We start from the raw sequence: 16,836 nt of genomic DNA on the forward strand, positions 1-16,836 counted from the left end.
GGGGGTTCGGGGGGACCGGGCTCCCATCGCGGCTTGCCGCGATGGGACCCGGTAGCGTAGTCCCCCCGAGCTCCTTTCATGGATTCCCTTCTCCTCCTTGAGCAGACGCTCAACGGCCTCACGCTTGGCGTGATGCTGTTCCTGATGGCGGCGGGCCTCACGCTGATCTTCGGCGTGATGGACGTGATCAACCTCGCGCACGGCTCGCTCTACATGCTGGGCGCCTTCGCCGGCGCCACCGTCACCGCGCGCACCGGCTCCTTCGCGCTTGGCGTGCTCGCCGGCGTGGCGGCGAGCGCCCTGATCGCGCTGCTGCTGGAACTGACCTTGATCCGGCGCCTCTATGCGCGCGACCATCTCGACCAGGTGCTCGTCACCTATGCGGTGATCCTGATCGCCAACGAGTCGGTGAAGATCGTCTGGGGGCCGCAGCCGATCTTCCTCGGCACGCCCGAGGCGCTCGCCGGCAGCGTGGAGATCATCCCGGGTGTGCCCTACCCCGCCTATCGCCTCGCGATCATCGGCGCCGGCATCCTCGCCGCGGCCTTCCTGTGGTGGCTGATCGCGCGCACCCGGCTCGGCATGCTGATCCGCGCCGGCACGACGCACCGCGCGATCGTCCAGGCGCTCGGGGTGAACATCCAGGTGCTGTTCGCGCTGGTGTTCGCGATCGGCGGCGCGCTGGCCGGGCTCGCGGGCATGATGGCGGGACCGCTGCTCGCGGTGCAGGTGGGGATGGGCGAGCAGATCCTGATCCTCACCTTCGTCGTCGTGGTCGTCGGCGGGCTCGGCTCGGTGCGGGGCGCGATGGCCGGCGCCCTGCTGGTGGGGCTGGTCGATACGCTCTCGCGCGCCGTGCTGCCGACCGTGCTGCGCGGGATGATGGAGCCGTCGGCGGCGGATCAGGTCGCGGCCAATCTCGGCGCGGTTGCGGTGTATCTGCTGATGGCGTTGATCCTGGCCATTCGCCCGCAAGGATTGTTCCCTCGCCATGCGTGAGCCGGCACCATGGCACGTCCGACGCGGCTGGATCGCCGCGCGGCTCGGACTGGTCGCGCTGCTCGTCGCGCCCTTCGTGCTCACTGCCCTCGACCGCGGCTATCTGCTGCCCGTGATGACGCGGATGCTGGCCTACGGGCTTGCGGCCGCGGCGCTCGACTTCGTGCTCGGCTATGGCGGGCTGGTCAGCTTCGGCCACGGCGCGTTCCTGGGCACGGGCGCCTATGTCACCGGCGTGCTGTTGCACCACGCGGGGCAACGCACGCCCGTGCTGCGCTGGCCGGTCGAGATCGGCGGCAGCGCGGATGCCCTCGTCGCCTTCCCGGCGGCCGCGATCACGGCGGGCGCGCTCGCGTTCCTGATCGGCGCGGTCAGCCTGCGCACCCGCGGCGTGCATTTCATCATGATCACGCTCGCCTTCGCGCAGATGGTGTACTTCCTCGTGCTCGCGATCCCCGAGTACGGCGGCACGGACGGGCTGATGCTGCCCGCGCGCAACAATCTGCTCGACCTGCCGCTCGACGGCGACCAGCCGATCTACTGGCTGGCGCTCGCGCTGCTGGTCGGGTTCCTGCTGGTCGCGCGCCGCGTCATGGAGGCGCGGTTCGGACTCGCGCTCAGGGGCGCGCGGCAGAACGAGCGGCGGATGCTTGCGCTCGGCTATCCCGTGTATCGCATCCGCCTGCTCGCGTTCACCATCTCGGGCGCGGCGGCGGGCGTTGCGGGTGCGGTGCTCGCCAACCAGGCGGCTTTCGTTTCGCCCGACCTGTTGTCGTGGCAGCGCTCGGGCGAGCTGATCATGATGGTGATCCTGGGCGGGCAGGGAACGCTGTTCGGCCCGGTGCTCGGCGCTTTCGCGTTGCTGCTGCTCGAGGAGGAGCTCTCCGCGGTGACCGAGCACTGGATGCTGGTGCTCGGTCCGATCCTGCTCCTCTGCGTGCTGTTCTTCCGCCGCGGCCTTTGGGGGCAAGTCTCGGGGGCGCCGGCGCATGGCTGAGCCGCTGCTGCGCGCCGAACGCCTCTCCAAGCGCTTCGGCGCGCTTGCGGCCGTGGCGGATGTGTCGCTCGACCTCGTCACCGGCGAGTGCCATGCGGTGATCGGCCCGAACGGCGCGGGCAAGTCCACGCTGCTCGCGCTGCTCGCCGGCGAGATCATGCCCGACAGCGGTTCCGTCGTCTTCGACGGCGATGACGTGACGCGCGCGCGGCCCTCGCGCCGCGCACTCGCGGGCCTCGGCCGCACCTTCCAGATCACCCAGCTCTGCCGCGAGTTCTCGGCCCGGCGCAACGTGATGCTGGCCGTGCAGTCGCGCGTCGGCACGCCGTTCCACTTCCTCCGCCGTGCCGACAGCCTCGCGACGCTGGCGGCACGTGCCGATGCGGCGCTCGTCACCGCGGGGCTTGCCGAGCGCGCGCAGGTTCCCGCCGGCCTGCTGAGTCACGGCGAGCAGCGCCAGCTCGAACTCGCGGTGGCGATGGCGATGCGCCCGCGCGCGCTGCTGCTCGACGAGCCGACCGCGGGGCTCGGCCCGGCCGAGACGGCCGAGATGGCCGCGCGCCTCGCCGCACTGAAGGGGCGCGTGGCGATGCTGCTGGTCGAGCACGACATGGACACCGTGTTCCGGCTCGCCGACCGCATCACCGTGCTGGCCGAGGGCCGCGTCATCGCCTCCGGCGCGCCCGAGATGATCCGCGCCGACACGGCGGTGCGCGAGGCCTATCTCGGCGAGGTGGTGGATGCTTGAGCTCGCCGGCGTCACCGCGTCCTACGGCGCGAGCCAGGTGCTGTTCGGCATCGACCTGCGCGTGCGCGCGGGCGAGGTGGTGGCGCTCGCCGGGCGCAACGGCATGGGCAAGACCACGACGATCCGTGCGGTTCTCGGTCTGGTCGCCCGCGCGGGCAGGATCCTGCTCGATGGGCGCAACGTCACGGCAGAGCCGCCGCACCGGATCGCGCGCCAGGGCATCGGGTTGGTGCCGGAAGGCCGACAGGTGTTCCCGACGCTCTCCGTGCGCGAGAACCTGATCGCCACCGCGCGCGGCAAGGGCTGGGACGAGCGCCGCGTGTTCGCCCTGTTTCCCCGGCTGAAGGAGCGCGCGGGCCAGCCAGGGCGCACGCTCTCGGGCGGCGAGCAGCAGATGCTGGCGATCGGCCGCGCGCTGATGACCAATCCGCGCCTCTTGATCCTCGACGAGGCGACCGAGGGTCTCGCCCCGCTGGTGCGCGCCGAGATCTGGGCGGTGCTCGCGCGGCTGAAGGACGAGGGGCTTTCCATCCTGGTGGTGGACAAGGACGTGCGCGCGCTGGCGCGATTGGCCGATCGCTTCACCGTGCTCCAGAAGGGCAGGGTGGCGTGGGAGGGGGCGGGCGAGGCGCTGCTCGCGGATCAGGAGCTGCTGCACGGCATGCTCGGGGTGTGACGATGGGTGATCCGGGATACGGCTGGCTCGAGAAGCAGTACGCGACCGTCACGGCGGTGCCGGACTTCCCGGCGATCGACGCGCGCTGGGCGAGCGCGATGGCGGCGGCGCTCACCGCGCATCCGCCGCGCGTGTTGCCCTATGGCGAGGGCGAGCGGCGCGCGATCGATGTCTATCTGCCGACGGGGGGCAGCGATCCGCCCGTGCTGGTGTTCGTCCACGGCGGCTACTGGCAGCGCCGCCACCGCCGCGATGTCGCCTGGATCGCCACCCCGTGGCTTGCGCGCGGGGTGGCGGTGGCGATGCCCGGCTATCCGCTCTGCCCGGAGGTGAGCCTCGCCGCGCTCATCGAGGACGTGCGGACCGCTGTGGGCGCGCTCTGGCGCGAGGCGCCGGCCCTCGGCCTGTCGCGGCGCTGGCTGGTCGGTGGTCATTCCGCAGGCGGACATCTCGCCGCGACCCTGGCCGCGACCGACTGGGCGGCGCGCGGCCTGCCCGATCTCCGTTTCGCCGGCGTGCTGCCGTCCTCCGGCGTGTTCGAACTGCCGCCGCTGCTCGCGACCTCGCTGAACGTCGCGCTGCAGCTCGATCTCGCCGAGGCGACGCGGCTCTCCGCACTCTACCTCGCCCCGCCGAGGGGGCTGCGCGTGATCGCGGCCGTCGGCGGGGCGGAGAGTGCCGAGTTCCTGCGCCAGACCCACGGCTTCGCGCGGCGCTGGTCGCAGCAGGGAGCGGCGGTCGCGGCGCTGGAGCTGCCCGGGCGCAACCACTTCACGGTGCAGGATGCGTGGGCCGAACCTGACGGTCCGCTGATGCCGATCGGGCTCGGCATGCTTGTCGGGTCGGCCTGAAACGGCGTGCGGGGAGGCCCAGGGGCCTCCCCGCCGAGAGTCTCATACCCGGCGCACGAGGGTTTCACCGTCGTGCGCCGGGTATGAGGTTCCCTTTGGCGCGCAGCCGCCACACCAGCCCTGCGCGCGATCCCGGGCCGCCAAAGGTCAAACCTTTGGCAGCCCGGTATCACAGGTCGGCAGCGCCGTTGCCGGCCGGGTATCCGGCCGGCGCCAGGCGCGCCGTCTCAGGGCCGCCGCCGCCGCGCGAGGGCGAGGCCGGCGAGGCCGAGGCCGAGCAGCGCGAGCGAGGCGGGCTCGGGCACCGGCTTCGGGTCGCCGCCGACATCCCCCTGGCGCTCGCCCATCACATAGGCATAGCGGATCGTCGCGGTCTGGCCGGCCGCGAGATCGCCGATGCTCCACGCCATCTGCAAGCCGTAGTCGCCGTCGTTGGTGGTCGGGAAGGTCGGACCGTAGCCCAGAAGCACGTTATACGGGTCGTCGATCGCGCAGCAGAATCCGCTGATGCCGGTGTTCGACGTGTAGCCCGTGGTCAGGTTCAGCAGCCCGATGGTCAGGCCCGTCTGCAACCCGGCGGCCGAGACGAGATCCTCCGGCGCGAACAGGGTGTTGCCGCGGGTGTTGCGCGTGTCGAAGGAGCCGAAGGTGTTCACGTCCGGATCCGGATCCAGATGCCGTCCGAAGGCGAGATTGGTCAGATCGGTCAGCGCGGTGATCGTGGTGGTGACGTTGACGCGCTCGTCGCCGTTGTTGAAGAAGTAGCTGTTGGTGATCGAGAGCACGCCGGCGATGCCGCCGGTCCAGCTCGCGGAATGGTCGAAGCCGGCGACGGTGCCTGTGGTCACGGCGCCGCTGCCGAAGTCGTCGGCGAAGCCGGGGAAGCCGTAGTTGTTGTTCTGCCTGAACCCCGTCTGATCGCTGTTGATGGCGAAACCCTCGCTCGGCGAGCCCGGCGTGAGGTAGTCGTTCACGCCGAAGTTCTGCGTGCCGGTCGGGTCATGCTGGATGCCGGGCGCCGTGGAGCCGCCGCTGCCCAGCGTGCCCAGGGTGTTGACGCCCACGTTCACGTAGTTGCCGGTCAGGGTCGCCGACATGGCCCCCGCCGTGAGACCGAGGGTCAAGGCCCCGGCCAGAAGAACTGCTCTCATGAACTGCCCCCGTTGGTTGCCGCGCATCCGCAACGTCCCCCGACCGAGCCGCGGATGTAGGAATACGTCAGCAATTGGCATGCCAGTCGAGCAACCTTCTGATTCAACGAAGCTTTTTCGATGAGCGATTCGTAACAGCAACGCGTTGTAAAAATTTCCGACGCGAAGCCGCGCCTTGGCGGCAAGCGGAACGCCGCTGACGCCCGATGGATGTAAAATGTTTCGACATCGCACGCCCCTCCTCCGTGTGGAACGGGCGTCCAATGCCCGGAAAGCGTCGCGTCATTCGACCAGCGCTGACCGGCCCGCTTCACACGATCTGGCGGGCGGGTCGGGCGCGTTCAACTCGGCAGGCCCAGCTTCCGTTCCGCCCAGGCATAGACGCGGTACAACGGCTCGACGAACAGGTTGCAGAGGAAGATCCGCACCAGGTGGAAGCCGAGCACCAGCGGCACGCCAAGGTTCAGCACCTTCGCCGTGATCGCCATCTCGGGCAGCCCGCCCGGCGCGGTGCCCAGGATGGCGGCCGCCACCGGCAGGCCGAACGCCACCGCCACCACGATGCCGACCAGCACGCTCAGCAGCGACAGCAGGCCGGTCGCCGCCACCGACGCGATGGCGAGCGGACGCGAGCGCAGGATCAACTCCCGATTGATGCGTGTGCCCAGCGACCACCCCATCAGCACCTGCGCCGCGTCGATCAGCACCCCGGGCACGCCGGAGAGCGGCCGGTCCAGGAGCGCCAGCACCAGCGAGACGCATACGGGCCCGAACATCCACGCATTGGCGATGCCGAAGCGCCGCAGCACGAACGCCCCCGCCGTGGTGGCCGCGAACAGCAGCGGCAGGACCGCCCACGCGACCGGCACCGGCACCAGGCTGAACACGTCCACGCCCGGCTTGACGAAGGCGACCAGCAGCGGCGGGAAGGTCAGCACCACCAGCACCATGCGGAGCGTCTGGATCAGCGTCACGGTCGGCACCGAGAGCCCGGCGCGCGCGGCCAGCATCACCATCAGGATGATCCCGCCCGGAACGGACGCGTAATAGGCGGTCTTGGTGTCGATCCCGGCGATCCGCGCGGTCATCCGGCTCGACGCCGCCCCGGCCAGGATCGAACCCAGCCCGGCGACGATCAGCGCCGGCAGGCTGCCCGCGAGCGCGCGCAGCACCGGCGGCGTGTAGGTCTGGCCGAGCGCGGTGCCGAGCACCAGCATCGCCACCGGGCGGGCGAGCGCGATCGCGGCGACGTCCCGGCCCGCGAAGGCGACCGCGGCGACGGCCACCATCGCGCCGATCATCCAGGCGAGCGGCACATGCAGCAGATGCGCGACATAGCCGCCCAGGATCGCGACCGCGAGCGTGCGTGCCTGGGTCGCGACCAGCCGTGCCGACGGAACAGGCACGCTCAGCGGGACGCGCCTGACCCCGAGAAAGCGTTGAAGGTGATCAGGGTGAAGGTGTCCTTCACCCCGGGCAGGCGCTGGACGGTCTCGGTGACGAACAGCCCCGGGTCCTGATCGGGGGCGAGGTAGAACTTCCCGAGCAGGTCGTACTGGCCCGAGATCGAGTAGATCTCGCTCACCTCGTCGATCCGGTCCACGGCCTCGCGCGCCGTCTCGTAGGCGCGGCCCATCTCGCACTTGATGAGGACGAACAGCGGTCGCATCGCGGTCTCCTTCGCCGGGCGGATGCTAGGTGCAGGCGAGGGGCTTCACAACCCGCGGCTGGCATGTCGGTTGCGTGGCGCGGGCGGACCGGAGACACTCGCGCATGGCCATCGACACCGCCTCCGCCCCGCGCGACCGCGGCGGCCCCGCCCAGCCGCTGCTGATCGTGCGCGGCCTCAAGCGCTACTTCCCGATCAAGGGCGGGTTGCTGAACCGCGCCGCCGGCACGGTGCAGGCGGTGGACGGGATCGGCTTCTCCGTGATGAAGGGCGAGACGCTCGGCATCGTCGGCGAGTCCGGCTGCGGCAAGTCGACCACCGCGCGGCTGCTGATGCGGCTGATGGAGCCGGATGCGGGCGAGGTGATCTTCGACGGCGAACCGGTGGGGCCGGGCGGGATGTCGCTGCGCGAGATGCGCCGGCAGATCCAGATGGTGTTCCAGGACAGTTACGCCTCGCTCAATCCGCGCCTGCCGATCGAGGACACGATCGCCTTCGCGCCCACCGTGCACGGCGTGCCCAAGGCCAAGGCGCGGGCGAAGGCGCGCGAGCTGCTCGCCGCGGTCGGGCTCGCGCCGGACCAGTTCGCCCGGCGCTATCCGCACGAGCTCTCGGGCGGGCAGCGCCAGCGGGTGAACATCGCCCGCGCGCTCGCGCTCGAACCCCGCGTGATCGTGCTCGACGAGCCGGTGAGCGCGCTCGACAAGTCGGTCGAGGCGCAGGTGCTGAACCTGCTGATCGACCTGAAGCAGCAGTTCGGACTCACCTACATCTTCATCAGCCACGACCTGAACGTGGTGCAGTTCATCTCCGACCGCGTGCTGGTGATGTATCTCGGCCAGGTGGCGGAGATCGGCCCGGTGGAGAGCATCTACGGCGCGCCGCGCCATCCCTATACCCAGGCGCTGCTGGCCTCGCGCCCGTCGATGGACCCGGCCCGGCGCATGACCGAGCCGCCGCTGACGGGCGACCCGCCCAACCCGATCAACCCTCCCTCCGGCTGCCGCTTCCGCACGCGCTGCGCGTTCGCCGAGGATGTGTGCGCGGCCGTGGTGCCGACGCTCGCGGGCGCCGGATCGCACGACCCGCATCTCGCCGCCTGCCACATGCAGGTGCCGGGCTCGGGCCACAGCCGCGCCGCCGCGCGCGCCGCCTGAGGAGGGGAGGCGATGGAGGCAGTCACGCTCGACCGCGCCGCCGCGACCGACGCGCTCGTTTCGGTGCGCGACCTCACCGTGCGTTTCGTCTCCAAGGAGGCGACGGTGCACGCGGTGAACGGCGTGTCGTTCGATCTCGCCGCCGGCGAGGTGCTGGTGATCCTGGGCGAGTCGGGCTCCGGCAAGTCCGTGAGCCTGCGCGCGCTGATGCGGCTCCTGCCCGCGCGCAAGACCGTGATCGAGGGCGATATCCGTGTGGCCGGCCAGGACGTGCTGGCGATGGCGCCGCGCGCGCTCGAGGATTTCCGCGGCGGCGTCGTGTCGATGATCTTCCAGGAGCCGATGACCGCGCTCGACCCGGTGTTCACCATCGGCACCCAGATCGCCGAGACGATCATCCGCCACGAAGGCATCTCCCGCGCCGAGGCGGACCGGCGCGCGCTGGAACTGCTGGAGCTCGTGCAGGTTCCCTCGGCGAAGCGGCGGCTCGGCAACTATCCGCACGAGCTTTCGGGCGGGCTGCGCCAGCGCGCGATGATCGCGATCGCGCTTGCCTGCCGGCCCAAGCTTTTGCTCGCCGACGAGCCCACCACCGCGCTCGACGCCACGGTGCAGATCCAGATCCTGCTGCTGCTGCGCAAGCTCCAACAGGAACTCGGGATGGGCGTGATCTTCGTCACGCACGATCTCGGCGTCGCGGGCGAGATCGCCGACCGCGTGGCGGTGATGTATGCCGGCCGCTTCGTGGAGTCCGGCATGGTCGAGGAGGTGATGAAGCGCCCGCTGCATCCCTACACCCAGGGGCTGATGGGCAGCACCGTGCATGCGGGGCTGCGCGGCGTGCGCCTCGCTGCCATTCCGGGCGCGCCGCCCGATCTCGCGCGCCTGCCGCCGGGCTGCGCCTTCGCGCCGCGCTGCGCCTATGCCGAGGAGGCGTGCCGGGCCGCCGTGCCGGCGGAGAAGCGGCCCGTGCCCGAACACATGGCGCGCTGCATCCGGATCGCCGCCTGAGATGCACGATACCGTGCCGCTGCGCTTCGGCATCGGCCAGCCGGTGCGCCGCACCGAGGACCCGCGCCTGCTGCGCGGCCGGGGCCGCTTCGTCGACGACCTCGCGCCGCGCGAGGCGCTGCACGCGGTGTTCGTCCGTTCGCCGCACGCGCATGCGCGGATCGTTTCGCTCGATGCCGGCCCCGCGCGCGCCACGCCGGGCGTGGTCGCCGTCGTCACCGGGGCCGATCTGCGCGCCGCCGGGCGCGGCGCGCTGCCCTGCCGGCTGAGCTACACGGGCGATGACGGCAAGCCCGTGCGCTTCCCGCCGCGCCTCGCCCTGCCGCATGAACGCGCGCGTTTCGTCGGCGAGGCCGTGGCGATGGTGGTGGGTGAGACCCTCGCCGCCGCGCGCGACGGCGCCGAGGCGGTGGCGATCGACTGGGAGCCGCTCGATCCGGTGATCGGCATCGCCGCCGCGCGCCAGGCCGCGCCGATCCACGAGGGCTTCCCCGGCAACCGCGTGCATCGCTGGCAGGCGGGCGACGCGGCCGCGACCGGACGCGCCTTCGCCGCCGCCGCCCACACCGTCTCGGTACCGATCCGGATCAACCGCGTCTCGGTGGCGCCGCTGGAAACGCGCGGGGCGCTCGCGTCCTGGGATGGGGCACTCGGCCGCTGGACCCTGCTCGCCGCGACCCAGGGCACGACCGAGGCGCATGGCGAGCTCACGCGCGACGCGCTCGGCGTGCCGCCGCAGGGCCTGCGCATCGTCACGCCGGATGTCGGCGGCGGGTTCGGCATGAAGAACCACGCCTACCCGGAGCATGTGGCGCTGCTGCACGCGGCACAGATGCTCGGCGCGCCGGTGCGCTGGCAGGCCGAGCGCACCGAGGCCTTCACCGCCGACAGCGCCGGGCGCGACCACGAGATCACGGTCGAGCTCGCGCTTGACGCCGAGGCGCGCATCACCGCGACGCGCTGGACCTGGACCGCCGATCTCGGTGCCTACTGCGTCGGCTTCGGCCCGGCGATCAACACGATCGGGGGCCCGCGCATCGTCGTCGGCCCCTACACGATCCCGACATTCCACGTTCGGAGCGAGGGCTATCTCACCACCACGGCGCCGATCGACGCCTATCGCGGCGCCGGCAAGCCCGAGGCGGCCTATGCGCTGGAGGTGGCGGTGGATGCCGCCGCCGCCGCGATCGGCATGGACCCGGCCGAGCTGCGCCGGCGCAATCTCGTGCCCGCCTCGGCGATGCCGTATCGCAGCGCCACGGGCCAGACCTATGACAGCGGCGACTTCGCCGGCGTGATGGAGCGTGCGCTGGAGCTCGCCGACCGCGCCGGCTTTGCCGCGCGCCGCCGCGAGGCGGAAACGCGCGGGATGCGGCGAGGCCTCGGCTTCGGCGTCTATGTCGAGCCCTCGGGCTTCCGCGACAACCGCGTGCAGGTGGCGTTCGACCGCGCGGGCGGCGTGACCGTCACGCTGAGCGCGGTGTCGAACGGCCAGCCGCACGAGACCGTGTTCGCACAGATCCTGCATGACCGGCTCGGCGTGCCCTTCGAGCGCATCCGCGTGGTGCAGGGCGATTCCGATGTCACCGGCTATGCCTCGGGCACGGCCGGGTCGCGCACGCTGACGGTCACCGGCGTCGGGCTCTGGCGCTGCGCCGAGGCGATCGAGGCCAAGGGACGGAAGATCGCCGCGAACCTGCTGGAGGCGGCGGTCGAGGACATCGTCGCCGAGCGCGGCCGCTTCCGCATCGCGGGCACGGACCGCGCCGTCGGCATCACCGAGGTCGCCGCCGCCGCCTGGGACCCGGCCATGGTGCCGGAGGACGAGAGCCTTGGCCTCGAAGCCGCCGCCCATCCGACCCAGCGGGTGCCGAACTATCCGAACGGCTGCCACGTCGCCGAGGTGGAGATCGACCCCGCGACCGGCGTGGTGCGGCTGGTGCGCTACACCGCGGTCAACGATTTCGGCGTGGTGGTGAACCCGCTCACCCTGCGCGGCCAGGTCACGGGCGGGATCGTCCAGGGGGTCGGGCAGATCCTGCTCGAGGACATGGTCTATGACCCGGAGACCGGCCAGACCGCGACCGCTTCCTTCATGGACTACGCCCTGCCGCGCGCCGACGACTTGCCCGACATCGACTGGGCGACGGTCGAGATCCCCTGCGCCACCAATCCCCTCGGCGTGAAGGGCTGCGGCGAGGCGGGCTGCGCCGGCAGCCTGCCGGCCACGATGAATGCGGTCTCGGACGCGCTGCGCTCGGCGGGCGTGGCCGCGGATGCCCTGCCGCTGCCCATGCCCTGCACGCCCGAGCGCGTCTGGCGGGCGCTGCGGGGAGGCGCCTGATACGATTTGTCACGTTTTACGCGACATCGTGAGCCGGAAGGAGATTGTTCCCGTCCCGGCGAGATGTCATGTAAGGCGCGGCGTGCCATGGGGGACCACCGTCGATGCGGACGGCGTCGCAACTCGTGATTGTCGCCGCGCTTGCCGCGGTGGGGGCCGGATGGGTGGCCTACGGCGACCGGCTCGGCCTGCCTGACCTGGGCAATCTCATCGGCGTCCAGCCCGCCGCGAACGGCGCGCCGCGGGCCGGTGGCCAGGGCGCCCGGGTGCAGGTAGCGACCGCGCCGGTGCGCCAGGCGCCGGTGGTCGAGCGGGTCGAGTCGATCGGCACGGCGCGCGCCCGCGAGGCCGTCACCGTCACCAGCCGGGTCTCCGGCATCGTCGTTGCCATCAACTTCACGGAAGGCCAGGCGGTGGCGGCGGGCGACGTCCTGATCGAGCTCGACCGCAGCCAGCAGGTCGCCGCGCATGATCGCGCGCGCGCCGCGGCCGACGATGCCCGCACGCGGCTCAACCGCGCGCGCCAGCTGCGCGCGACCCAGGCCGTGGCCGAGGCGCAGATCGACCAGCTCGAGGCGGCCCTGCGCCAGGCCGAGGCGCAGGTGCGCGAGGCGGCGGCGCGCATCGAGGAGATGAAGATCATCGCCCCGTTCTCGGGCCGGGTCGGGCTGCGCCAGGTGAGCCTCGGCGCGCTGATCCAGCCCGGCACGGTGGTCACCACGCTGGACGACCTCTCGCGCCTGCGCGTCGAGTTCGCGATCCCCGAGGTGTTCGTCGCCCGTCTTTCCGCCGGGCAGCGGGTGGGCGCGACCAGCCCCGCCTATGGCGAACGGCGCTTCGAGGGCGTCGTGACGGTGATCGATACGCGCATCGATCCCGCGACCCGTACGGTCCGCGCGATCGCCGAGTTCGACAACCCCGATGAGAGCCTGAAGCCCGGCCTGTTCCTCAACATCGCGCTGACGCTCGCCGAACGCCCGAGCGCGCTGCTGGTGCCCGAGGAGGCGATCGATCCGGTCGGTGACCGCGCCTTCGTCTTTGCGGTGCGCAACGGCCGCGCCGTGCGCCAGGAGGTGAAGCTCGGCACGCGCGTGCGGGGCGAGGTCGAGGTGCTCGACGGCATCGCCCCGGACGAGCAGGTGGTGGTGCGCGGGTTGCAGCGCCTGCGCGACGGCGTGCCGGTGAACGTCGTCGATGTGCTGCGCCGGCCGGTGAGCTGAGGCGAAGGCGCGCGCGATGGTCCTCTCCGACGTCTCGATCAAGCGGCCGGTCTTCGCGACCGTCATGTCGCTGCTGCTGGTGGTGCTCGGCCTCGCGGCCTTCACCAAGCTGCCGGTGCGCGAATTGCCGCAGATCGATGCCCCGATCGTCTCGGTGACGACCACCTATCGCGGTGCCGCAGCACCGGTGGTCGAGACCCAGGTGACCGAGATCATCGAGGGTGCGGTCGCCGGCATCGAGGGGATCAGGGCGATCACCTCGACCTCGCGGGACGAGCGCAGCCAGGTCACGATCGAGTTCCGGCTCAACCGCGACATCGACGCCGCCGCGAACGACGTGCGCGACCGGGTGGCGCGCGCGCTCAACCGGTTGCCCGAGACCGCCGAGCAGCCGGTGGTGGCGAAACAGGATGCGGATGCGCGCGCGATCCTGTGGGCGACACTGATCTCGGATCGACATTCCGGTCTCGAACTGACCGACATCGCCCGCTCGCTGATGGTGGACCGGCTCTCCACCGTGGACGGGGTCGCCAACATCATCATCAGCGGCGAGCGCCGCTTCGCCATGCGCGTCTGGCTCGACCGGCGCGCCCTCGCGGCGCGCGGGCTCACGGTGGACGATGTCGAGACCGCGATCCGGCGCGAGAATGTCGAGCTGCCGGGCGGCAGGCTGGAGAGCAGCGCGCGCGAGTTCTCCGTGCGCACCGATACCCGGCTCTCGACGCCGCAGCAGTTCCGCAATGTCGTGGTGGCGCAGCGCGGCGGCACGCAGGTGACGCTCGGCGATGTCGCGCGCGTCGAGATCGGGCCCGAGGATGACCGGGGCGAACTGCGCGTCATGCGGCAGACCGGTGTGGGCCTCGGCATCCAGCGCCAGTCCACGGCCAACACGCTCTCGGTCGCCGAGGGCGTGAAGGCGGAGATCGAGCGCCTCAAATCGGCCCTGCCCGACGGCATCAGCATCGTCTACGGCTACGACGAGAGCCTGTTCATCGCCCAGTCCATCTACGAGGTGTTCCACGCCCTGTTCGTGGCGCTGTCGATGGTGCTCGCGGTGATCTTCCTGTTCCTCCGCAGCCTGCGCGCGACGCTGATCCCGGCGGTGGCGATCCCGGTCTCGATCATCGGCTCGTTCATCGCGCTGGCCGCGCTGGGGTTCTCGCTCAACGTGCTGACGCTGCTCGGCATGGTGCTGGCGATCGGCATCGTCGTCGACGACGCGATCGTCGTGCTGGAGAACATCCACCGCCGCATCGAGGAGGGCGAAGAGCCCCTGGTCGCGGCCTATCGCGGGGCGCGGCAGATCGCCTTCGCCGTGATCGCGACCACGCTGGTGCTGGTCGCGGTGTTCGTGCCGATTTCGTTCCTCGAAGGCCAGACCGGCCGGCTGTTCAGCGAGTTCGGCTTCGCGCTCGCGGCCTCGGTGCTGGTGTCCGGGTTCGTCGCGCTCACGCTGACGCCGATGATGTGCTCGAAGCTGTTGCGCGGCCACGAGAGCGACAGCCGGCTGGTGCGGCTCACCGAGCCAGCCTTCGTCGCCCTCAACCGCGGCTTCCGCTGGACGCTCGAGCGCGCGCTGGGCGCGCCGATCATCGTGCTCGCGGGCGCCGGCGTGCTGTCGGCGGTGGCGGTGGTGCTGTTCATCTCGCTGCCCAAGGAGCTCGCGCCGGTCGAGGATCGCGGCGTCGTCGTGGTGCCGATCACCGCGCCGGAAGGGGCGTCCTTCGCCTATACGCGCGAGCATGTGCTGAAGGTCGAGGAGATCTTCTGGCCCTATGTCGAACGCGGCGACGCGGTGACCGTCTTCGCCTCGGCCGGCGGCTGGCAGCGCCCGCCGGTCTCGAACACGGCCAACGTGTTCCTGCGGCTCGCGCCCTGGCACGAGCGGACGGTCAAGCAGCAGGACCTGACCGCGGAGATCTTCCCGAAGGTGTCGGCGATCCCCGGCGTGCGCGCCTTCGCCGTCAATCCCGGCTCGCTCGGCCAACGGGGCTTCCAGGCGCCGGTGCAGCTCGTGCTCCAGGGCCCCGACTACGACACGCTGGTGCAGTGGCGCGATGCGGTGATGGAGCGGCTGCGCGAGATTCCGCTGCTGGTGAACATCGACAGCAACTACAAGGAGACAAAGCCCGAGATGCGCGTGCAGATCGACCGCCGCCGCGCGGCCGATCTCGGCATCTCGATCCAGACCATCGGCCGCACGATCGAGACCATGCTCGGCGCGCGCGAAGTCGGCACCTATGTCGAGCGCGGCAACGAGTACAAGGTGATCATGCAGGCGGACGCGGAGGACCGCGTCACGCCCTACGATCTGCAGAACATCTTCGTGCGCACCTCCACCGGTGGGCTGGTGCCGCTCTCCAACCTGATCACCGTCTCCGAGTTCGCGCGCCCGCAGTCGCTCAACCGCGAGGACCGGCTGCGCTCGATCACCGTGACCGCGAGCCTCGCCCCCGGCGTCGCGCTCGGCGAGGCGCTGGACCGGGTCGAGGCCGCGGCGGCGGAGGTGCTGCCGCCCGACGCGCGCACCACCTGGCGCGGCCAGAGCCGCGAGTTCAAGGAGGGATCGAGCGCGCTCTATGTGACCTTCGCGCTCGCGCTGCTGATCGTCTTCCTCGTGCTCGCCGCGCAGTTCGAGAGCTTCGTCCACCCCTTCATCATCCTGCTCTCGACACCGCTCGCCGTGACGGGTGGGCTGCTCTCGCTCCATCTGCTCGGCCTCTCGCTGAACATGTTCAGCCAGATCGGCCTCATCCTGCTGATCGGGCTGATGGCCAAGAACGGCATCCTGGTGGTGGAGTTCGCCAACCAGCTGCGCGACCAGGGGCTCGCCGTGCGCGAGGCGGTTCTGGAAGCCTCGGTCGCGCGGCTCCGGCCGATCCTGATGACGACCATCGCCACCATCCTCGGCGCCTGGCCGCTCGCGACCGCGACCGGCGCCGGGGCGGAGAGCCGCGAGGCGCTTGGCGTCGTGGTCATCGGCGGCATGGGGCTCGCGACGCTGGTGACGCTGTTCGCGATCCCGGCGCTCTACCTGCTGCTGGCACCGCTCACCAAGCCCACCGGCGAGATCGCGCGGCGCCTCGCGGCACTCGACGCGGCGCCGCCGCGAGCGCACCCGCAGCCGGCCGAATAGCAGCCTCCCCGGCCTGACCCTTCCGCCGCTTGCCGCGCCGTCGCAGGATGCGGCGAGGATGCGGGAGGGATCATGAGCGACGACCAACCGGTGCTGCTGGAGATCGATGCGCGCGGCGTGGCGCGCGTCACGCTGAACCGGCCGAAGGTGAACAACGCCTATGACGAGGACATGCTCGCGGCGTTGCAGGACGGGCTCGCGCGCCTCGCGGCCGACGCCTCCGTGCGCGTGGTGGTGATCGCCGGGCAGGGGAAGCATTTCCAGGCCGGCGCCGACATCACCTGGCTCGCGCGCGCGGCCGAGTACACGCCGGAGCGCGCCTATGTCGCCTCGATGGCGACCACGCGCACGATGCAGATGCTGAACGAGTTGCCGAAGATCACCATCGCCAAGGTGCGCGGCGGCTGCTTCGGCGGCGGTGCCGGCGTGGTGTGCTGCTGCGACATCGCGATCGCCGAGGAGGGCGCGATCTTCGGCCTGACCGAGGTGCGCGTCGGTGTCGCGCCCACCCCCATCAGCACGCACATGGTGCACGCGCTCGGGCTGCGTCAGGCGCGCCGCTACGGCCTCACGGGCGAGCGCTTCGGTGCCGCCGAGGCGCAGCGCATCGGCCTCGTGCACGAGGTCGTGCCGGCGGAGCGGCTCGATGCGCGCGTGGAAGAGGTGGTCGGCGAGGCGCTGATGGCCGCCCCTGGCGCGGTCGCGCGTTCGAAGGCGAGCATGCTGGGTGCCACCGGCTGGACGCTCGATGCCGGCACGATGTCGTGGCTCGCGCATGACAGCGCGATGCAGCGCGCCTCGGCCGAGGGGAAGGAGGGGCTCGCGGCGTTCCGCGAGAAGCGCCGTCCCGCCTGGGCGCCGGCGAAGGGATGAGCGC

14 protein-coding genes are annotated in these 16,836 nt (G+C 71.4%); 11 read left to right on the forward strand and 3 right to left on the reverse strand.

Translation table 11 applies throughout. From position 1 onward, the window contains the following. Positions 1-78 precede the first annotated feature (78 nt). Genes F563_RS0111325 through F563_RS22345 form a run of 5 tightly spaced genes read left to right on the forward strand, consistent with a single transcriptional unit; the run spans position 79 to position 4,271 of the window. Positions 79-999 (forward strand): branched-chain amino acid ABC transporter permease, encoded by a 921-nt coding sequence (locus F563_RS0111325; protein WP_019014792.1) that lies wholly within the window; start codon positions 79-81, stop codon positions 997-999. Continuing rightward, complete coding sequence (locus F563_RS0111330) at positions 992-1,996, forward strand: branched-chain amino acid ABC transporter permease (protein ID WP_019014793.1); 1,005 nt, start codon at positions 992-994, stop codon at positions 1,994-1,996. Before F563_RS0111325 ends, F563_RS0111330 begins: the two co-directional genes overlap by 8 nt. Continuing rightward, the gene (locus F563_RS0111335; protein ID WP_019014794.1) at positions 1,989-2,744 is read left to right on the forward strand and encodes an ABC transporter ATP-binding protein; all 756 of its coding nucleotides are present in this window, start codon (positions 1,989-1,991) and stop codon (positions 2,742-2,744) included. Before F563_RS0111330 ends, F563_RS0111335 begins: the two co-directional genes overlap by 8 nt. Then, positions 2,737-3,420: an ABC transporter ATP-binding protein gene (locus F563_RS0111340; protein WP_019014795.1), complete on the forward strand. Its 684-nt coding sequence runs from the start codon at positions 2,737-2,739 to the stop codon at positions 3,418-3,420. Before F563_RS0111335 ends, F563_RS0111340 begins: the two co-directional genes overlap by 8 nt. A 2-nt stretch (positions 3,421-3,422) precedes the next feature. Then, entirely contained in the window at positions 3,423-4,271 is an 849-nt protein-coding gene (locus F563_RS22345) for an alpha/beta hydrolase (protein WP_019014796.1), read from the forward strand. Positions 4,272-4,498: 227 nt separating this feature from the next. Here the strand turns inward: F563_RS22345 and F563_RS0111350 are convergent, their stop codons facing one another. The 3 genes from F563_RS0111350 to F563_RS25145 form a co-directional block, all read right to left on the reverse strand. Beyond that, the gene (locus F563_RS0111350) at positions 4,499-5,368 is read right to left on the reverse strand and encodes a PEP-CTERM sorting domain-containing protein (RefSeq protein WP_211211423.1); all 870 of its coding nucleotides are present in this window, start codon (positions 5,366-5,368) and stop codon (positions 4,499-4,501) included. A 395-nt stretch (positions 5,369-5,763) separates the two neighbouring features. Beyond that, on the reverse strand, positions 5,764-6,828 hold the full coding sequence (locus tag F563_RS0111355) for an AbrB family transcriptional regulator (RefSeq protein WP_019014798.1): 1,065 nt from the start codon (positions 6,826-6,828) through the stop codon (positions 5,764-5,766). A gap of 2 nt (positions 6,829-6,830) precedes the next feature. Next, a complete protein-coding gene (locus F563_RS25145; protein WP_019014799.1) occupies positions 6,831-7,091 on the reverse strand; it encodes an Lrp/AsnC ligand binding domain-containing protein in 261 nt (86 codons plus the stop codon). Positions 7,092-7,195: 104 nt separating this feature from the next. On the opposite strand from F563_RS25145, the gene F563_RS0111365 reads away from it, so the two are divergent. The 6 genes from F563_RS0111365 to F563_RS0111390 all read left to right on the forward strand — a co-directional run bounded on the left by F563_RS0111365 (position 7,196) and on the right by F563_RS0111390 (position 16,832). Then, on the forward strand, positions 7,196-8,248 hold the full coding sequence (locus tag F563_RS0111365) for an ABC transporter ATP-binding protein (protein WP_019014800.1): 1,053 nt from the start codon (positions 7,196-7,198) through the stop codon (positions 8,246-8,248). A 12-nt stretch (positions 8,249-8,260) separates the two neighbouring features. Next, on the forward strand, positions 8,261-9,259 hold the full coding sequence (locus tag F563_RS0111370; RefSeq protein WP_019014801.1) for an ABC transporter ATP-binding protein: 999 nt from the start codon (positions 8,261-8,263) through the stop codon (positions 9,257-9,259). Position 9,260: 1 nt separating this feature from the next. Then, positions 9,261-11,603 carry a xanthine dehydrogenase family protein molybdopterin-binding subunit gene (locus F563_RS0111375; protein ID WP_019014802.1) on the forward strand — a complete coding sequence of 781 codons (2,343 nt, stop codon included), beginning with the start codon at positions 9,261-9,263 and terminating at the stop codon, positions 11,601-11,603. Between the two features lie 104 nt (positions 11,604-11,707). Continuing rightward, positions 11,708-12,823 (forward strand): efflux RND transporter periplasmic adaptor subunit, encoded by a 1,116-nt coding sequence (locus F563_RS22350; protein ID WP_019014803.1) that lies wholly within the window; start codon positions 11,708-11,710, stop codon positions 12,821-12,823. A gap of 16 nt (positions 12,824-12,839) precedes the next feature. After that, entirely contained in the window at positions 12,840-15,959 is a 3,120-nt protein-coding gene (locus F563_RS0111385; RefSeq protein WP_019014804.1) for an efflux RND transporter permease subunit, read from the forward strand. Between the two features lie 72 nt (positions 15,960-16,031). After that, positions 16,032-16,832: an enoyl-CoA hydratase-related protein gene (locus F563_RS0111390; protein ID WP_019014805.1), complete on the forward strand. Its 801-nt coding sequence runs from the start codon at positions 16,032-16,034 to the stop codon at positions 16,830-16,832. Positions 16,833-16,836: the final 4 nt, after the last annotated feature.

Source organism: Elioraea tepidiphila DSM 17972, assembly GCF_000378465.1.
Taxonomy (GTDB): domain Bacteria; phylum Pseudomonadota; class Alphaproteobacteria; order Acetobacterales; family Acetobacteraceae; genus Elioraea; species Elioraea tepidiphila.